Raw genomic sequence first — 17768 nt, forward strand, 5'->3', positions numbered from 1 at the left:
GGTGCCCGCGGACGTGACCGAAGCCGTGCTGGGCACGGCTCCCGAGGCTTTCGCGACGGGCAGCACCGAGATCATGCTGGCGGCCCTGGCCCGCGCGGTGCGCGGCTATCAGCGCGATGCCGGAATCGTCGACGACCGTCCGGTCTCGGTGCAGGTCGAGCGCCACGGGCGCGACGACGCGGTGATCGCGCACAGCGAGGGTCGCGCCGACCTCACCCGCACGGTCGGGTGGTTCACCACCATCGCGCCGGTGCTCCTCGATCCAGCCGACGATGCGGTCCACGCGGTGAAGGCGGCGAAGGAGGAACTCGCCGGTCAGCCCGACGCCGGTGCCGGATTCGGCGTCCTGCGCTACGGCGCGGATTCGCCGCTGCGGCAACGGCCGTTGCCGAGCATCGGGTTCAACTTCTTCGGCGCGGGTGCGGCCGCCGGAGCCGACACCGCGCCGGATCTCGCTGACGAACTCCTCCCCGCCGCCGACGGGCCGGTGCTGCCCCCGTCGCTCAGCGCGCGCATGCGCCCGGCCAACGCGTTGACCGTCAATGTGAGCACGGTCGCGAGCGACGGTGGACGAGAGCTGGCGGCCGATGTCGGCTACGACCCCGCCGTCCTCGACGAGGACGAGGCGGCAGACCTCGGACGACGCTGGGTCGACGAGCTGCGAGCGATCGTCGAGTCCGTGGCTGCTGGCGATGTCGGTCTGAGCCCGTCGGACGTCCCGGGCGCGCAGATCACCCAAGCCGACCTCGACGATCTGGCCGCGCGTTACCCGGGCGCGGCCGTCTGGTCGTTGTCGCCGTTGCAGCGCGGCCTGTACTTCCAGCACGAGTTGGTCGCCGACGAGACCGACGGGCTCGACGTCTACGCCACGCAAGCGGTCATCGGTTTCGAGGGCAAGGTCGACGAGGCGCGGTTGCGCTCGGCGATCGCCAACGTGCTCGCCCGCCACCGCGCGTTGCGGGCCGGCTTCGTCCGTGCGGCGAGCGGGACGGTGGTCGCCGTCATCCCGTCCGAGGTCGATCCGCCGGTCGAGGTCCGCGACGTTTCCGACGATCCGGACGCCCTGGACGCGCTGGCCGGCGCGGAACGTCTACGGCCGTTCGATCTCGCCGCTCCGCCGGTCATCAGATTCGTCCTGGCGCGCGGCACCGGGAGCGACAGCCTCGTGGTGACCAACCACCACATCCTGTTCGACGGCTGGTCGGGGCCGCTGGTCCTGGCCGACCTGCTGAGCTACTACGCGACCGGCGGGCCGGCCATCCCCGGCGCCGATGTGCGGCCGGGGGCGCAGGGCGACTTCGCGGACTATCTCGCGCAGATCGCCGCGACCGACCAGGCGACGAGTATCGCCGCATGGCGCACCGCGCTGGCCGGACTCGACGGCCCGACCCTCGTGGGCACCGGTGCGGGAGTCGACCGCGACGGTTTGCCCGAGCAGGAGCGCTCGCACCTCGGGCCGGAGCTGACCGCACGGCTCGCCGCGATGGGACGCGAGCGGCAGGTCACCGTCAGCACGGTTCTCCAGGCGGCCTGGGCGGTGTTCCTGTCGCGGCTGACCGGCAACACGACCGTCTGCTTCGGCGAGACCGTCTCCGGCCGGCCCGCGCAGCTCGACGGGGTCGAGACGATGATCGGCCTGTTCATCAACACGCTGCCGGTCGCGGTCACCGTCGACCCCGATCAGACCGTCACCGAGCTGGTCGACGGCATGCAGCGCGCGAAGGTCGACGTCCTCGACCACCAGCACGTGAGCCTCGCCGAGATCGCTGGCGCCGTCGGCGAGCAGGTGCTCTTCGACACCCTGACCCTGCACGAGTCCTACCCGATCGACGCCGAGAGCCTCGAGAACGCGGCCCCGGCCGGCGACGGCCTCGCCGTGCGCGACATCGACATGGTCGACGCCACGCACTATCCGCTGAACCTCTACACCGCGCCGATCCAGGGTCGGGAGCCGGGCGAGCAGAACGAAACGGTTGCCGCAGACGACGTCGCCGTCACGTTCAAGTACCTGCCGGGCGAGTTCAGCGCCGCTCAGATCCGGGCCTTCGCCGAGGTCTACTTCGAGATCCTGCGGACCATGGTCGCCGACCCGGACCGGCGCCTGCGCGATATCGACCCGGCGTCGGAGGGGCTGCGCCGCGAGGCGCTGGACCGTGCCGTCGGGCCCGTGGTGGAGATCTCGCGGGACACGCTGCCCGACGGACTCGCCGCGCAGGCGGCCAAAACCCCGACGGCCGTGGCGCTGCGGTTCGGCGACCGAGAGGTGACCTACCGCGAGTTCGCGGCCCGGGTGAACACCCTGGCCCGTGAGCTGATCGCGCTCGGCGTCGGTCCGGAGGATGCGGTCGCGGTGTGCATGCCGCGTTCGGTCGAGATGTTGATCGCGCTGCACGCCATCGTGGCCGCCGGTGGCCAATACGTGCCGATCGACACCGAAGCGCCCCCCGAAAGAACCCAGTACATGCTCGACACGGCGGGCGTGGCCCTGGCGCTGGCGACCGACGCGGACATCGAACCGCTGCGCGGAACGTCGGCGCGCACGGTGGTCGTGGACGCGCGGGAGCCGGTCGACGAGGCGGCCGCGGATACACCGATCGCCGACGTCGACCGCCGGAGCCCGCTGAGGCCGGCGCACGCGGCGTACACGCTGTTCACCTCCGGCTCGACGGGCCGGCCCAAGGGCGTGACGCTGTCGCACGAGGCCGTCGTCAACCGGCTGCTGTGGGGCAACGACGAGTTCGGGTGGGGCGCCGACGACATCGTCGTGCAGAAGACCCCCTACACCTTCGATTGCTCGGTGCCCGAACTGTTCGCGCCGTTCCTGGTGGGGGCCGCGCTGGTCATCGCGAAGCCCGGCGGACACGCCGATCCGCTCTACCTCGCCGACCTCGTCGCCACGACCGGAGCGACGTCGATGCACTTCGTGCCGTCGATGCTCTCGGTCTTCAACGACATCGTCGGGGGAGTGCCCGGCGTACGCGACGGGCTGGCGAGTCTGCGCTGGATCTACACGACCGGCGAGGCGCTGCCGCCCGCGGTCGCCGCGCGCACCCGCGAACTGATCCCCGGGGCACGGTTCTACAACCTGTACGGGCCGACCGAAGCGGCGATCGAAATCACCTATGAACCCGTCGAGACGGTCGGCGATCGCATCGGCATCGGTGTGCCGGTGTGGAACTCGACGGCGTACGTCCTCGACGAGCAGCTGCGGCCGGTCCCGCCGGGGATGCCCGGCGAACTGTATCTGGGCGGGGTCCAGCTGGCCCGCGGCTATGCCGCCCGCCCAGATCTGACCGCTGAGCGGTTCGTGGCCGATCCATTCGCCGGGACGACGACGCCGTCGGGGGAATCGACACCTCCGGGGTCGCTGCTGTACCGCACCGGCGACCTGGTGCGCATTCTTCCCGGCGACGATTCGGCCGCCGACCGCCTCGAGTACCTCGGCCGCACGGACTTCCAGGTGAAGCTGCGGGGGCAGCGCATCGAACTGGGCGAGATCGAATCGGCGATCGCCGGGGCACCCGGGGTGGTGCACGCCGCGGCCACCGTGGTCAGCGCACCCGGCGGCGCCGAGCACCTGGTCGGCTACTACGCCCCCGCGAGCGCCGACGAGGGGACCGTCAAGGCTGCCGTGGCCGACGCGCTGCCGGAGTACATGCGGCCGACGCTGTGGGTGCCGCTGGACGACATCGTGCTCAACACGGCCGGAAAGCTGGACCGCAACGCGCTGCCGTCACCCGAGTTCGCCGCCGAAGCGGCGTTCCGCGCACCGTCGACGCCGGCCGAGGCGGCGATCGCCGATACCTTCGCCGACCTGCTCGGCCTCGACGAGGTCAGCGCCGATGCCGACTTCTTCGATCTCGGCGGCAACTCGCTCACCGCCACCCAGTTGGCTGGACGCCTGTCGGCACTGACCGGCACCCGCGTCGGGGTGCGCGTCCTGTTCGAGTCGCCGACGCCGGCAGCTCTCGCCGCACTCCTCGATCTGGACGGGTCCGCCGGTCGCGACGATCAGCCCGTCGCCGAACGGTCCGCCGAACTCCCGCTCTCGCTGGCCCAGCAGCGGATGTGGTTCCTCAACACCTTCGACCCCGATACGACGGCCTTCAACCTGCCGCTCGCCATGCGCCTGCTCGGGCCGCTCGACGACGCCGCCATGGCGGCGGCCGTGCACGACGTCCTCGAGCGTCACGAGGTGCTGCGAACCCGCTACCCGGCGACCGACGACGGCGGCGCGCGTCAGGAGATCGTCGACGCCGACACCGCAGCGGCCGAGGTCGGGTACGCCCGGCACACGGTCGCCGATCCGATCGCCGCGACGGCGGCCCTCTGCGGCCAGACCTTCGACGTCACCCGTGACATCCCCATCCGCATCGCGGTGTTCGCCGCGCCGGAGGGCGGCGAACAGGTGCTGGCGGCCGTCGTCCACCACATCGCCGCCGACGGTGTCTCCCTGGGGCTGATCGGCACCGAAGTGATGACCGCGTACGCGGCGCGGGCCGCGGGCACGGCGCCGCAGTGGCAGCCGCTGCCCGTCCAGTTCGCCGATGTCGCGCTGCGCCAGCGCGAACGTCTCGGCTCACTCGACGACCCGCAGTCGGAGTTGGCGAAGCAGTACGCCTACTGGCTCGACGCGCTGTCCGGTCTGCCCGAGGTCACCGAGATTCCCGGCGACCGCGCCCGTCCGCCGGTGGCGTCGATGGCCGGCGACACGACCTACTTCACGGTGCCGCCCGAGGTCGTCGACGGAGTGCGCGACGTCGCGCGCTCGACCGGAGCCACCGACTTCATGGTCGTGCACGCCGCGCTCGCCGCCCTCATCGCCCGGCTGGCCGGCACCGCCGACGTCGTGGTCGGCACCCCCGTCGCCGGGCGCGGCGACCCGGAGACCGCGGGCACCGTCGGCATGTTCGTCAACACCCTGGTCCTGCGCACGCCGGTCGATCTCGCCGGCGACGGCGAGGAACTGGTGCGCGCCGTGCGGGCGGTGGATTCGGCGGCCCTGGACAACTCCGAGGTGCCGTTCGAATACCTGGTGGAGGCGCTCGCGCCGACGCGGACCGAGGCGCACACGCCGCTGTTCCAGATCCAGCTCGCCTTCCAGAACTTCGCCGCCGGCAGCGACGGGGCGGGCGGCGTCGCCGGACTGGTCGTCGAACCGGTTCGCCCGCCGGTCACCGCCGTGCAGAACGACCTGACCTTCGTTTTGGCGCCCGACGGTGCCGGCGGCTGGACCGGGCAGCTGCCGTATGCGACCGACCTGTACGACGACGAGACCGCGCAGCGATTGGCGCGGCGCTTCGTCGACCTCCTCGCCGGACTGGTCGCGAAGCCTCACCTGCCCGTCGGCGACCTGCCGGTCCTCGACGACACCGAGCGCAGTGAGATCGAGCGCTGGTCGCGCGGGGAGGACCGGGAAGTCGCGGACGACCTCATCCCCGAGATTCTGGCCGCGCGCGCCGCGGCCGCCCCCGATTCGACCGCGCTGGTCTTCGAGGGGCGAACGGTCTCCTACGGCGAGTTCTCGACGCGGGTGAACACCCTGGCCCGCGAGTTGATCGCACTCGGCGTCGGGCCCGAGGACGCGGTGGCCGTGTGCATGCCGCGTTCGGTGGAGATGCTCGTCGCGCTGCACGGGGTGATCGCCGCCGGCGGCCAGTACGTGCCGATCGACACGACGGCGCCGGCCGAGCGGGTCGAGTACATGCTCGACACCGTCGACGCGAAACTGCTGCTGGTGCGGCCCGACGACACGACGCATCCCGTCGCGAGGGCAGCCGCGGCGGGCGGAGCCCGCGTCCACCCGCTCGACGCCACCGCGGCCACCGCCCCCGCCGCCCCGGTCGTCGACGCCGAACGCCGTGCGCCGCTGCGACCGGACCACGCCGTGTACACGCTGTTCACCTCGGGATCGACCGGCCGGCCCAAGGGCGTGACGCTGAGCCACCGCGCGGTGCTCAACCGCCTGTGGTGGGGGCTGGACGAGATCGCGTGGAACGCCGACGACGTGATCGTGCAGAAGACGCCCTACACCTTCGACTGTTCGGTGACCGAGCTGTTCGCCCCCTTCCTCGTCGGCGCCACCCTCGTCGTCGCGCGCCCGGGCGGACATGCCGACCCGCGCTATCTGGCCGACCTCATCGCGACCGAGCGGGTGACCTCGGTGCACTTCGTCCCGTCGATGCTCGCGGTCTTCCTCGACGTCGTCGACGACGAGCAGATGGCTCGGCTGACCGACCTGCGCCACGTGTCGGCGACGGGCGAGGCGCTGCCGCCCGCCGTGGCCGCGGAGGTCCTCGACCGTCTCGACGTCGACCTCTGGAACCTCTACGGCCCGACCGAGGCCGCCGTTGAGATCACCTACTCCAAGATCGGCGAGGTCGGCGATGCCATCCCGATCGGCAAGCCGGTGTGGAACTCGACCGCCCTCGTGCTGGATGCCCGGCTGCGGCCGGTGCCGGCGGGCGTTCCCGGCGAGCTGTACCTGGGCGGCGTGCAACTGGCCCGCGGCTACGCGGCGCGCGGCGACCTGAGCGCCGAGCGCTTCGTCGCCAATCCATACGGCGCGCCCGGCGAGCGGATGTATCGCACCGGCGATCTGGTGCGATGGAACACCGCGGGCGCCGGGAGCGAAGCGAGCGGGCCCATTCGACACGGCGAACTCGAATACCTGGGCCGGACCGACTTCCAGGTGAAGCTGCGCGGGCAGCGCATCGAGCTGGGCGAGATCGAGTCGGTGATCGCGGCGGCACCCGGCGTGGTGCACGCGGCCGCGACGGTGGTCCCCGGCCCGGGCGGCACCGAGCACCTGGTCGGCTACGTGAGCTCGGCCGGCGGTCCGGCCGTCGACACAGAGGCGGTCAAGGCCTCTGTGGCCGCGTCGCTGCCGTCCTACATGGTGCCGACGGTATGGGTCGCACTCGACGACGTCGTGCTGAACACGGCCGGAAAGCTGGACCGCAACGCGCTTCCCGCCCCGGATTTCGAGACGGTCGCCGCGGAGTTCGTCACTCCCGCGTCGCCCGACGAGACGGCGGTGGCCGGCGTCTTCGCCGAGGTCCTGGGCGTCGAGCGGGTCAGCGTCACCGAATCGTTCTTCGATCTGGGCGGCAACTCGCTCTCGGCGACCAAACTGGCCGCGCGGGCCGGCGACGCGCTCGGTGCCGACATCGCGGTGCGCGACGTCTTCGAGGCGCCGACGGTCCGCGACCTGGTCGCCAGGATGGCCGGCGGCGCACCGGTGGCCCTGCCGCCGGTGACCGCGGTCGAGCACCGCCCGCACCGCATCCCACTGACGAACGCGCAACGGCGGATGTGGTTCATCAACCGCTTCGATCCGACGCTGCCGACCTACAACATTCCGATCGGGCTGAGGATCGGCGGAGACCTGGACCTCGACGCGCTGCGGGCGGCCGTCGACGACGTCATGGCGCGGCACGAAGTGCTGCGCACGCTGTTCCCCGATCACGACGGCGTGCCCTACCAACTCGTGTTGCCGGCCGACGACGCCGCCGACCTGGTCGACTGGGGCGTCGTCGAGGATGACGAAGCCCTGGCGACCGCGGCCGGCACCGGCTTCGACCTCGCCGAGGAACTGCCCATCCGGATCCGGCTGCGGCAGGTGGCGGCCACGGAACACGTCCTGCTGGTCGTGGTGCACCACATCGCGGGCGACGGGCATGCCGGCCAGGTGCTGGCGCGCGACCTGATCGGCGCCTACCTCGCCCGGGCCGCCGGCACCGCGCCGACGTGGTCGCCGTTGCCGGTCCAGGTTGCCGACGTCGCCGTGTGGGAGGAACAAGTCCTGGGGGCCGCGGACGATCCCGGCTCGGTGCTCGGCGCGGAACTGGAGTTCTGGCGCAAAACACTCGAGGCGGCGCCGGATCTGCTGGAACTGCCGACCGACTTCGCCCGCCCGCCGGTCGCGTCGATGCGCGGGGCCCGGACCGATTTCGAGCTGTCCGCCGCGACCGCCGGCGCGGTCACCCGGTTCGCCCGGGAGCACCGGGTGACGCCGTTCATGGTCGTGCACGCCGCGCTGGCGGCGCTGCTCGCGCGATTGGCCGGCACCGACGACGTCGCCGTCGGCACCCCGATCGCCGGCCGGGGACGGCGCGAACTCGACGACGTGGTCGGCATGTTCGTCAACACGCTCGTGTTGCGCACCGAGGTCGACCCGCGCGCGAGCTTCGCCGAACTGGTCGATGAGGTGCGGCGCGTCGACCTCGACGCGTTCGCCCACGCACATCTTCCGTTCGAGTACCTGGTCACCGAGCTGGCGCCGGTCCGCTCGGAGGCGTTCGCGCCGTTCGCGCAAGTCCTCCTGACTGTCGAAGAAGGTGCCGGCCCCCAGCCGGGCGACGAGACGGCCGGCGGCCTGTCGCTGTCGCCGCTGGACGTGGGGGAGGTGCCGGCGAAGGTCGACCTGCTCGTCGGCGTGGTCACCGATCCGCGAGACGGCCAGCCGTGGCGGGGGAGCATCGAGTACGCGACCGACCTGTTCACCGCCGAGACCGTCGCCGCGTTCGCGGCCCGGTTGGAAGCGCTCCTCGCTGGCTTCACCGCATCGCCGGAACGGCCCGTCGGATCGGCACCGTTGCTCAACGCCGCCGAGCGCGCCGAACTGCTGCCCATGCGGTCGGGTCAGGGCGTGGCGCCGGTGGTTTTGGCCGACTTGTTCGCCGCTGCGGCGGCAGAGGCGCCCGACGTGCTCGCCGTCGTCGACGGAGACGGGCAGCGGTTGACGTACGGCGAGATCGACGAGCGTTCCAACCGGCTGGCGCGGTGGCTGATCGGTCGCGGCGTCGGGGCGGACGACCTGGTCGCCTTGGCGATCCCCCGATCGGCCGAACTCCTGGTCGCGGTGTGGGCGGTGGCGAAGACCGGTGCCGGATACGTCCCGATCGACCCGGACTATCCGGCGCAGCGGCGCAGCACCATGGTCGACGACAGCGGCGCCCGCGTCGGGCTGATCGCCGCCGGACTCGACGACAACGGAGACGCCGGCGAGTGCCGGTGGGTCCGCTTCGGCGCGGAACTCGACGGCGAGCTGGCCGGGCTGTCGTCGTCGGCGATCGCCCCGGCCGAGCGAGTGCGGCCGGTCACCGCCGAGAACCTCGCCTACGTGATCTACACGTCCGGCTCGACCGGCAAGCCCAAGGGCGTCGCGGTGAGCCACGCCGGCATCGCGAACCTCGCCGCCGCCGCGGCCCGCGACGTCTCGGTGCCCCGCGCCGCGCGGGTGCTGGGCTTCGTCTCGCCGAGTTTCGACGTGTCGGTCTTCGACTACCTCGTGGCCACGACCGCGCGGGCCACCCTCATGTACCGACCGGGCCCCGTCGTCGGCGGTTCCGAACTGGAGCGGTGGATCGTCGACAACCGCGTCGAGTACGGGTTCCTGACTCCGTCGGTGCTCGCCTCGTTGGACCCGGCGAACACCGGTTCGCTTCGAGTGCTCTACGCCGGCGGCGAGGCGATTTCGAAGTCGCTGGTCAACCGCTGGGCCCCGCACCTGGAGCTGCGGAACCTCTACGGGCCGACCGAGGCGACGATCGCCGCGACGCTGTCGGCACCGCTGCGGGCGGCCGATGAGCGGGTGCCGCTGGGTGCCCCGGTGCTCGGGGTCGAGCTGTTGGTGCTGGATTCCTCGCTGATGCCGGTCCCGGTCGGCGTGAGCGGAGAACTGTATCTGTCGGGCCCCGGTCTCGCCCGCGGCTACCTCGGCCGATCCGCACTGACCGCCGAGCGGTTCGTCGCGGACCCGCACGGTGGGGCGGGCCGGCGCATGTACCGGACCGGCGACGTGGTCCGCTGGATGCGCGATCACGACGGCGCGCTGATCCTCGACTACGTCGGCCGCAGCGATCACCAGGTGAAGTTGCGCGGCCTGCGGATCGAGGTCGGCGAGATCGAGACGGCACTCACCGGCGCCACCGGGGTCGCCGCCGCGGTCGTCCTGGGAGTGAACGACACGGGTGTGCAGTCGACGGGCGAAAGCACCGGGGTCACGGCCCTGGCCGCCTATGTCGTACCCGAGCGCGGGGCCGGCCTGGATCCGAACGACATCCGGTCCGAGATCGCGGCCGGACTGCCGGCCTACATGGTGCCCTCGTCGATCACCGTCATCGACGAGTTGCCCATGACCCCCGTCGGCAAGCTGGACACCGCCGCGCTGCCCGCACCGGTGTTCGCCGCGGCCGACGAGCACGTCGTACCGCAGACGACGGCCGAGCAGGCGATCGCCGCCGTGTACGCCGACCTTCTCGGCGTCAGCCGCGTCGGATCGACCGATTCCTTCTTCGACCTGGGCGGCAACTCGTTGTCGGCGACGCGCCTGGTGTCGCGCGTCGGCGAAGTCCTCGGCGTCGAGATCGGGGTCAGGGACGTCTTCGAGGCGCCGACGGTCGGGGAGCTGGCCGCCCGGGTCGCCCGGGCGACCGAAGCGGCGCTGCCGACGGTGACCCGGGTCCAGTCGCGCCCGCCCGCCCTCCCGCTGTCGTTCGCGCAGCGGCGGATGTGGTTCATCAACCAGTTCTCGCCCGGTGCGTCCGCGGGCTACAACGTGCCGTTGGCGGTGCGCCTGACCGCGGACGCCGGGGGCGCAGGGCTGGACGTCGCCGCGATGCGCGCCGCCGTGGCCGACGTGATGGCGCGCCAGGAAACACTGCGGACCCGCTTCGTCCAGACCGCCGACGGGGAGGTCGTCGCGGTTATCGCCGATCCCGCGCGGGCGGCAGGCGAACTGGACTGGCTGGAGCTGGCCGCATCGAGTCCCGACGAGGCGACCGCCACCGCTGCCGACATCGTGACCAGGGGATTCGACGTCTCGACCGATCTTCCGATCCGTGGCGCGGTCATCGAGCTGGCGCCCACCGATCACATCGTCGTGCTGGTGCTGCACCACATCGCCGCCGACGGTCAGTCGCTGACGCCGCTGCTCGACGACCTGGTGCGCGCCTACCTTGCCCGGTCCGCCGGGCGGTCGCCGGATTTCGCGCCCTTGCCGGTCGACTACGTCGACTACTCGCTGTGGCAGCAACGGGTGCTGGGCGACCCGGACGACCCCGAATCGCGGGCCGCCCAGCAGCTGGCGCACTGGACCGGCCAACTCGCGGGACTGCCCGACGTGATCACCCTGCCGACCGACCGGCGCCGCCCGGCCGTCGCCAGCATGCGCGGGGCGGCCGTCGACTTCACCGTCGACGCCCAGGTGCGCGCCGCGGCGCGCCAGCTCGCGGCGGCACACGGCACCACCGAGTTCGCCGTGACCCAGGCGGCGGTGTCGGCGCTGGTCGCCCGACTGTCGGGTACCAGCGACGTCGCGATCGGCATACCGGTGGCCGGTCGCGGCCAGCGGGAACTCGAACCCCTGGTCGGCATGTTCGTCAACACCCTCGTGCTGCGGGCCGAAGTCGAGTCGTGGGACTCCTTCGACGCGCTGGTCGACCAGGCGTCGGGCGTCGTGGTCGACGCCTTGTCACACGCCGACGTCCCGTTCGAGCACGTCGTCGAGGCACTCAACCCGGTGCGTTCGGAATCCTTCGCTCCGCTGACCCAGGTGTTCTTCACGTTCGAGCAGAACGATCCGGTCGACGTCGACCTGGGCGGGCTGCGGGTCCGGGGCGTCGATCCGGGCGCGACCGCGGCCAAGGTTGACCTGAACTTCGCACTGTCGGTCGATGCGCGCACCGACGGCTACGCGGGCCAATTGATCTACGCGACAGACCTCTTCAACGAGCAGACGGCCGCCGCCATCGCCGGCCGCTTCACCGCGCTGCTCGGGGCCCTGGTGCGTTCGCCGCACGCGGCGGTCGGCGACCACCTCATCCTCACCGACGCCGAGCGCGCGCACCTGGCGGCGCAGACGGCGCCGGTCGCCGACACCGAGCACGCCGACTCCTCACTGGTCGAACGATTCGCCGCGGCGGTCGCCGCGAACCCGTCGGCGACCGCGGTGCGGGCCGGTGCGTCCGAACTCCGCTACCGCGACCTCGACCGGGCATCGAGCGCCATCGCCGCCGCCCTGGTCGAGCGCGGCACACGTCCGGGGGACCTCGTCGGCGTCGCGACGTCGCGGTCGACCGACCTGGTAGCAACGATCCTCGGGATTCTCAAAGCGGGTGCCGCCTACCTGCCGTTGGACACGACCAATCCGGTCGAGCGGCTGCGCTACATCGTCGACGACGCGCACCCGCGCGCTGTCGTCGTGGACGAGCACACCGCCGACCTGCCGGTGTGGTCGACGATGCCGGGTTCGGTCGCCGTGCTGCGCGTGGACGAGCTGCTGGACGCCTCACCGCTCCCGGATCCGGTCGCGCTGCCGTCGGCGGCCCGCGCCTACGTGATCTACACGTCCGGATCGACCGGCCAGCCCAAGGGCGTCGAGGTGACCCATCGTGACGTGCTCGTCCTGCTGGACACCGCGCAGGCCGACTTCGGGTTCGCCTCCGACGACGTATGGACGATGTTCCACTCGTACGCCTTCGACTTCTCGGTGTGGGAGATGTTCGGCCCCCTACTGACCGGCGGATCGGTCGTCGTCGTCGACCGCGACGTCGCCCGCTCGCCCGACGAATTCCTGGAGTTGCTGGCCGCCGAGTCGGTCACCGTCCTCAGCCAGACACCGTCGGCGTTCGCCCAGCTCGCGCTCGCCCGTAGGCGACGGCCGGCGGAGCTGTCCCTGCGCCATGTCGTGTTCGGCGGCGAGGAGTTGCCCTTCGACCTGGTTCGCCAGTGGTTCGACGACAACCCGGCCGATACGGCGACGCTGGTCAACATGTACGGGATCACCGAGACCACCGTGCACGTCAGTTACCGGCCGCTCGACGCCGCGACGGTCACCGGCGGGGAGGCCAGCCTCATCGGCCGGCCGTTGCGCTCATTGGCCATCCACATCCTCGACGACCGGCTGCAGCCGGTCCCCGACGGCGTCGTCGGCGAGATGTACGTCGCCGGAGGGCAACTCGCCCAGGGGTATCTGGGCCGCCCGGGACTCACCGGCACCCGATTCGTGGCCAACCCGTTCGGCCCCGTGGGCAGCCGCCTCTACCGGACCGGCGACCTCGCACGCCGGGTACGCGGCGACATCGAGTACCTCGGCCGCGGCGACTCGCAGGTCCAGCTGCGCGGCTTCCGCATCGAACTCGGGGAGGTGCGCTCCGCGCTGCTCACGGTCGGAACGGTGCGCGACGCCGCGGTCGTGATCAGCGGCGAGGGCGCCGGGGAGATGCTCGTCGGATACGTCGTCACCGACGACGGCACGGTCGACGCGGCAGCGGTGCGCGAGGCCGCCGCGCGGCTGCTGCCCGCCTACATGGTCCCGTCGGCGATCGTCGCGCTCACGGCGCTGCCGCTGACGGCGAACGGCAAACTGGACCGGCGGGCACTGCCGAAGCCCGAGGCGTTGCCGACGGCGGCGGTGGAGGCCGTCGGACCGCGCGAGGAGATCGTCGCCGCGATCTTCGCCGAAGTGCTCGGCGTCGACGAGGTCGGCGCGACCGACTCCTTCTTCGACATCGGCGGCAACTCGCTGTCGGCCACGCGCGTGGCGGCCCGCGTCTCCGAGGCGCTCGACACCGGCGTCACCGTGCGCGACGTTTTCGAGGCGCCCACCGTCCGCGACCTCGCCGCCCGTTCGGGGGGTGCGATCGCGCGCGGCCCGCTGGTGGCCGGGACACGACCGGAACTCGTCCCGCTGGCCTACGCGCAACAGCGGATGTGGTTCCTCAACCAGTTCGACACCTCGTCTCCGGCCTACAACATCCCGGTGGCCCTGCGGGTGCGCGGCGGTGTGGACACCGACGCACTGCACGCCGCGCTCGGCGACGTCGTCACCCGCCACGAGGTGCTGCGGACCGTCTATCCGACCGTCGACGGAGCACCGGTTCAGCGCGTGCTCGACGCCGGCACGGCCCGTTCCCAGCTCGACTGGGCAGTGGTCGCGTCGGCGGGTGAGGCGCTGGAGCTGGGCTCCCGCGGCTTCGACGTGACCGTCGATCTGCCCATCCGAGCGCGCGTCGCCGCCGATGTCGACGGTCACGTCGTGATGATCGTCGTCCACCACATCGCCTCCGATGCCGAGTCGATGCCCGTCTTCACCAGAGACCTGATCGCCGCCTACGTCGCACGGACCGGCGGGTCGGAGCCGGGTTGGACGCCGCTGCCGGTGCAGTACGCCGACTATGCGATCTGGCAGCGCGAGCAGCTCGGCGACCCGGCCGACGACGATTCGGTTTTGGCCGGGCAGACCCGCTACTGGGCCGAGAAGCTCGCCGAGCTGCCGGAGGTCACCGACCTCCCGGCCGACCGGCGTCGGCCGGCGGTGGCCGACCTGTCCGGTGCCGCGCTGCGCTTCGAGTTCGGGCCGCGGCGCTCGGCGGCCGTCCACCGGATAGCGCGGCACACCGGAACCACGCCGTTCATGGTGCTGCACGCCGCCCTGGCCGCGACCGTCTCGCGGTTGGCGAGCACCGACGATGTCGCGATCGGGGCGGCGGTCGCCGGTCGCGGCCAGGCCGAACTGGACGAGCTGATCGGCATGTTCGTCAACACGGTCGTGTTGCGCACCCAGCACCGCGGCTCCGATACCGCCGAACAGTTGCTCGGTCAGGTCGCCCAGGTCGCGATGGACGCGTTCAGCCACGCCGACGTGCCCTTCGAGCAGGTGGTCGAGGCCGTGGCGCCGAACCGATCCACCGCGCACGCGCCCCTTTTCCAGGTCGGGATCAACTACCTCGCCGGGGAGGTGCGGAACGATACCGCCACGGGGCCGTCGTCGATCGAGGTGATCGACGAGGCGCCGCCGATCGCCAAGGTCGACCTCCATGCCGCGTTCACCGAGGCGCCCGCCGCCGCCGACCGCCTGCTGCGCGGCGAGCTGACCTATGCGACGGCGTTGTTCGACGAAGTCACCGTCGCCGGATTCCGCGACGTGTTCCTGACCGTGCTCGACGCGATGACCGACGATCCGGCCGCCGTCGTAGCCGACGTGGACGTCCTCGACGAGACCGATCGGGCCGAGCTGGTCCCGGTGGTCGGGGATCGCGGTGGACTCGAGCCGGCCACCGCGCGCGAGATCTTCGCCCGCCGGACGCTCGACCCGGCGAGGCCGGCGGTGATCGAGGGAACCAGGTCGCTCGACTACGCGTCCTTCGAGGCACTGACCAACCGTTTGGCGCGCGAGTTCATCGCACGCGGGGCCGGTCCAGAATCGGTCGTCGGCGTCGGGCTGGCCCGTTCGCTGGAGGCCGCGGTGCTCATCACGGCCGTGCTCAAGGCGGGCGGCGCCTATCTGCCCCTGGACCCCGCGCTCCCGCCCGAGCGCCTGCACCACATGGTCGCCGATGCCAACCCGCTGCTGATCGTCGTGCGCCCGCGCGACCGGGCGGCGTTCGACTTCGCCGATGCGGATCGCATCGTTACCGTCGGCGACCTCGCCCCCGCGCCGACCGCGTCGATCACCCCCTCGGCCGATCTCACACCGCGGGCGCTGGCGCGGCATTCCGACGGGCCGGTCGCCGGCGGCGAGCTGCGCGGCCGACTGGACGTCGATTCGCTCGCCTATCTCGTCTACACGTCGGGCTCCACCGGCCTGCCCAAGGCCGTGGCCGTGAGTCAGCGCGGCCTGGCCAGGCTGAGCCAGCAGCATCGCGAGTGGACCGGGGCGGCACCGGGAGCTGGCGAGCGGGCCGAATCGATATCGCCGGGGGCTGGCGATACTCGCGTCCTGGCGGTCGCCGCCATCGGCTTCGACGGCGCGTTCTTCGAGCTGTTCGCCGCCTTCGGGCTCGGGCTCACCCTCGTCGTCGCACCGGCCGACGTCTACGCGGGCGATGCCCTGGTCGACGTCATCGTCGAGCACGGCGTTACCCATGCGGTGATCACGCCGGCGGTGCTGGCGACGATGGATCCGGCCCGGGTGGTCTCGCTGCGGCATCTCGGCACCGCTGGTGAAGCGGTGGCCCCCGAGGTCGTATCGCGATGGGCCGACTCGTCCGACCGTGAGATGTTCAACGGCTACGGGCCCACCGAGACCACCGTCTCGGCGACCGGTGCGGTCCTGGCCCCGGGCGAGCCCATCCGGATCGGCCGGCCGGTTCCGGGCATGGCGGCCCTGGTGCTCGACGAGCGGCTACGGCCGGTCGGCCGCGGCGTCGTCGGCGAACTGTATCTGTGCGGTGACAAGCTGGCGCGCGGCTATCACGGCCAGCACGGACTCACCGCGGCGCGCTTCGTCGCCAACCCCTACGCCGCCGACGGGTCGGGCGAGCGGATGTACCGCACGGGCGATCTCGTGCGGTGGGTCGGCGAACCGGCCCAGCTCGAGTTCGTCGGCCGCTCGGACCACCAGGTGAAGATCAACGGGCAACGCGTCGAACTCGGGGAGATCGATGCGGCCCTGGCCGACCAGCCCGGCATCTCGTCGGCGGTGACCATCGGCGTGGCCGACCGGCACGGCCGCGATCGACTGGTCGGGTACCTCGTACCCGAGACCGTCGCGACGATCGACACCGGCGCGGTGCTCGACGCGCTGCGCCGGCGTCTGCCGGCGTACATGGTCCCGGCGGCGCTGGTCACCGTCGATGAACTCCCGCTTACCGTGATCGGCAAACTGGATCGCCGACGGCTGCCGATACCGGAGTTCCCGGACGACGCCGAGGGCTACGAGGCGCCGGCCAATGCCACCGAGCGTCTCGTCGCCGACGTGTTCGCCGAGGTGCTGGACGTCGACCGGGTCAGCGTCGTCCAGAGCTTCTTCGACGCCGGCGGCAACTCCCTCTCGGCGACGCGGGTGGTCGGCGCGCTGCGGGAACGGACCGACGCCGACATCGCCCTGGCGACGCTGTTCGCCGATCCGACGCCGCGCGGCGTGGCCGCGGCACTCACCGGCGCTGCCGGGGTCGCCAACGACGTGCTGATCACGCTGCGCGCCGACGGTTCCCGGCCGCCGATCTTCTGCATCCACCCGGCCGGCGGGTTGGCGTGGTTCTACGGCGGATTCGCCCCCTACATCGAGGACCGGCCGATCTACGGGCTGCAGGATCCGCATGTCGTCCTCGACGAACCGGAGGCCTCGTCGGTCGAGGAGCTGGCGGCCCGCTACGCCCGGGAGATCCGTGCCGTGGCGCCCCACGGGCCCTATCACCTGCTCGGCTGGTCGATCGGCGGCTATCTGGCCCACGCCGTCGCCGTCGAGTTGCAGCGCGCAGGGGAGTCGGTCGCCTACCTGGGGCTGATGGACTCGATCGCCCTCGGGGGCGATGTCGCGACCGACGGCTCGCCGGAGGTCGACGCGCACACCGAGGCGGACGCCGCCGACCTCCTCGGTGGCTGGCGCGAGTTGTTCGACCTCGGCGACGACGTCACCGCGAGCAGTCCGGAGGAGGTCGCCGACGTGGTTCGCCAGCAGATCGCCGGCATGGGGCTGCTCGACGCGGGGCAGGTGGACCGCGTGATGGACAGCTTTGCCAACTCCGCGCAGATCGGCGCCGAGTACCGGCCGGACGTCTTCGACGGATCGCTGCAGGTGTTCACCGCGACCGCCGACAAACCCGATCCCGCCGCCGTCGCGGCAAGTTGGCGCCCCTACGTCACCGGTGGCATCGCTAACGTGGATGTCGACACCCACCACCTCGGCATGGCCGACGCCGATGCGCTCCCCGTCGTCGGACCGGCGCTACAGCGCGGGCTCGATGCCGTGGACCGTGACGTGCCGCGAGTACGGCGAAGCAGCAACGTGAAACGACGCACGACCTAGCCCCGATATCGAA

The 17768-nt window shown here is 72.0% G+C and carries 1 protein-coding gene (running past one end of the window); it reads left to right on the top strand.

From position 1 onward, the window contains the following. Nucleotides 1-17755, top strand: partial view of a non-ribosomal peptide synthetase gene (locus GOARA_RS18740; protein WP_007320513.1) — the 3' portion only. It extends 29 nt beyond the left edge of the window; the window shows 17755 of its 17784 coding nt (coding positions 30-17784); its start codon lies beyond the left edge, outside the window; the stop codon is at nucleotides 17753-17755. Nucleotides 17756-17768 lie beyond the last annotated feature (13 nt).

Origin of the sequence: Gordonia araii NBRC 100433 (assembly GCF_000241265.1) — a bacterium.
Lineage (GTDB): Bacteria > Actinomycetota > Actinomycetes > Mycobacteriales > Mycobacteriaceae > Gordonia > Gordonia araii.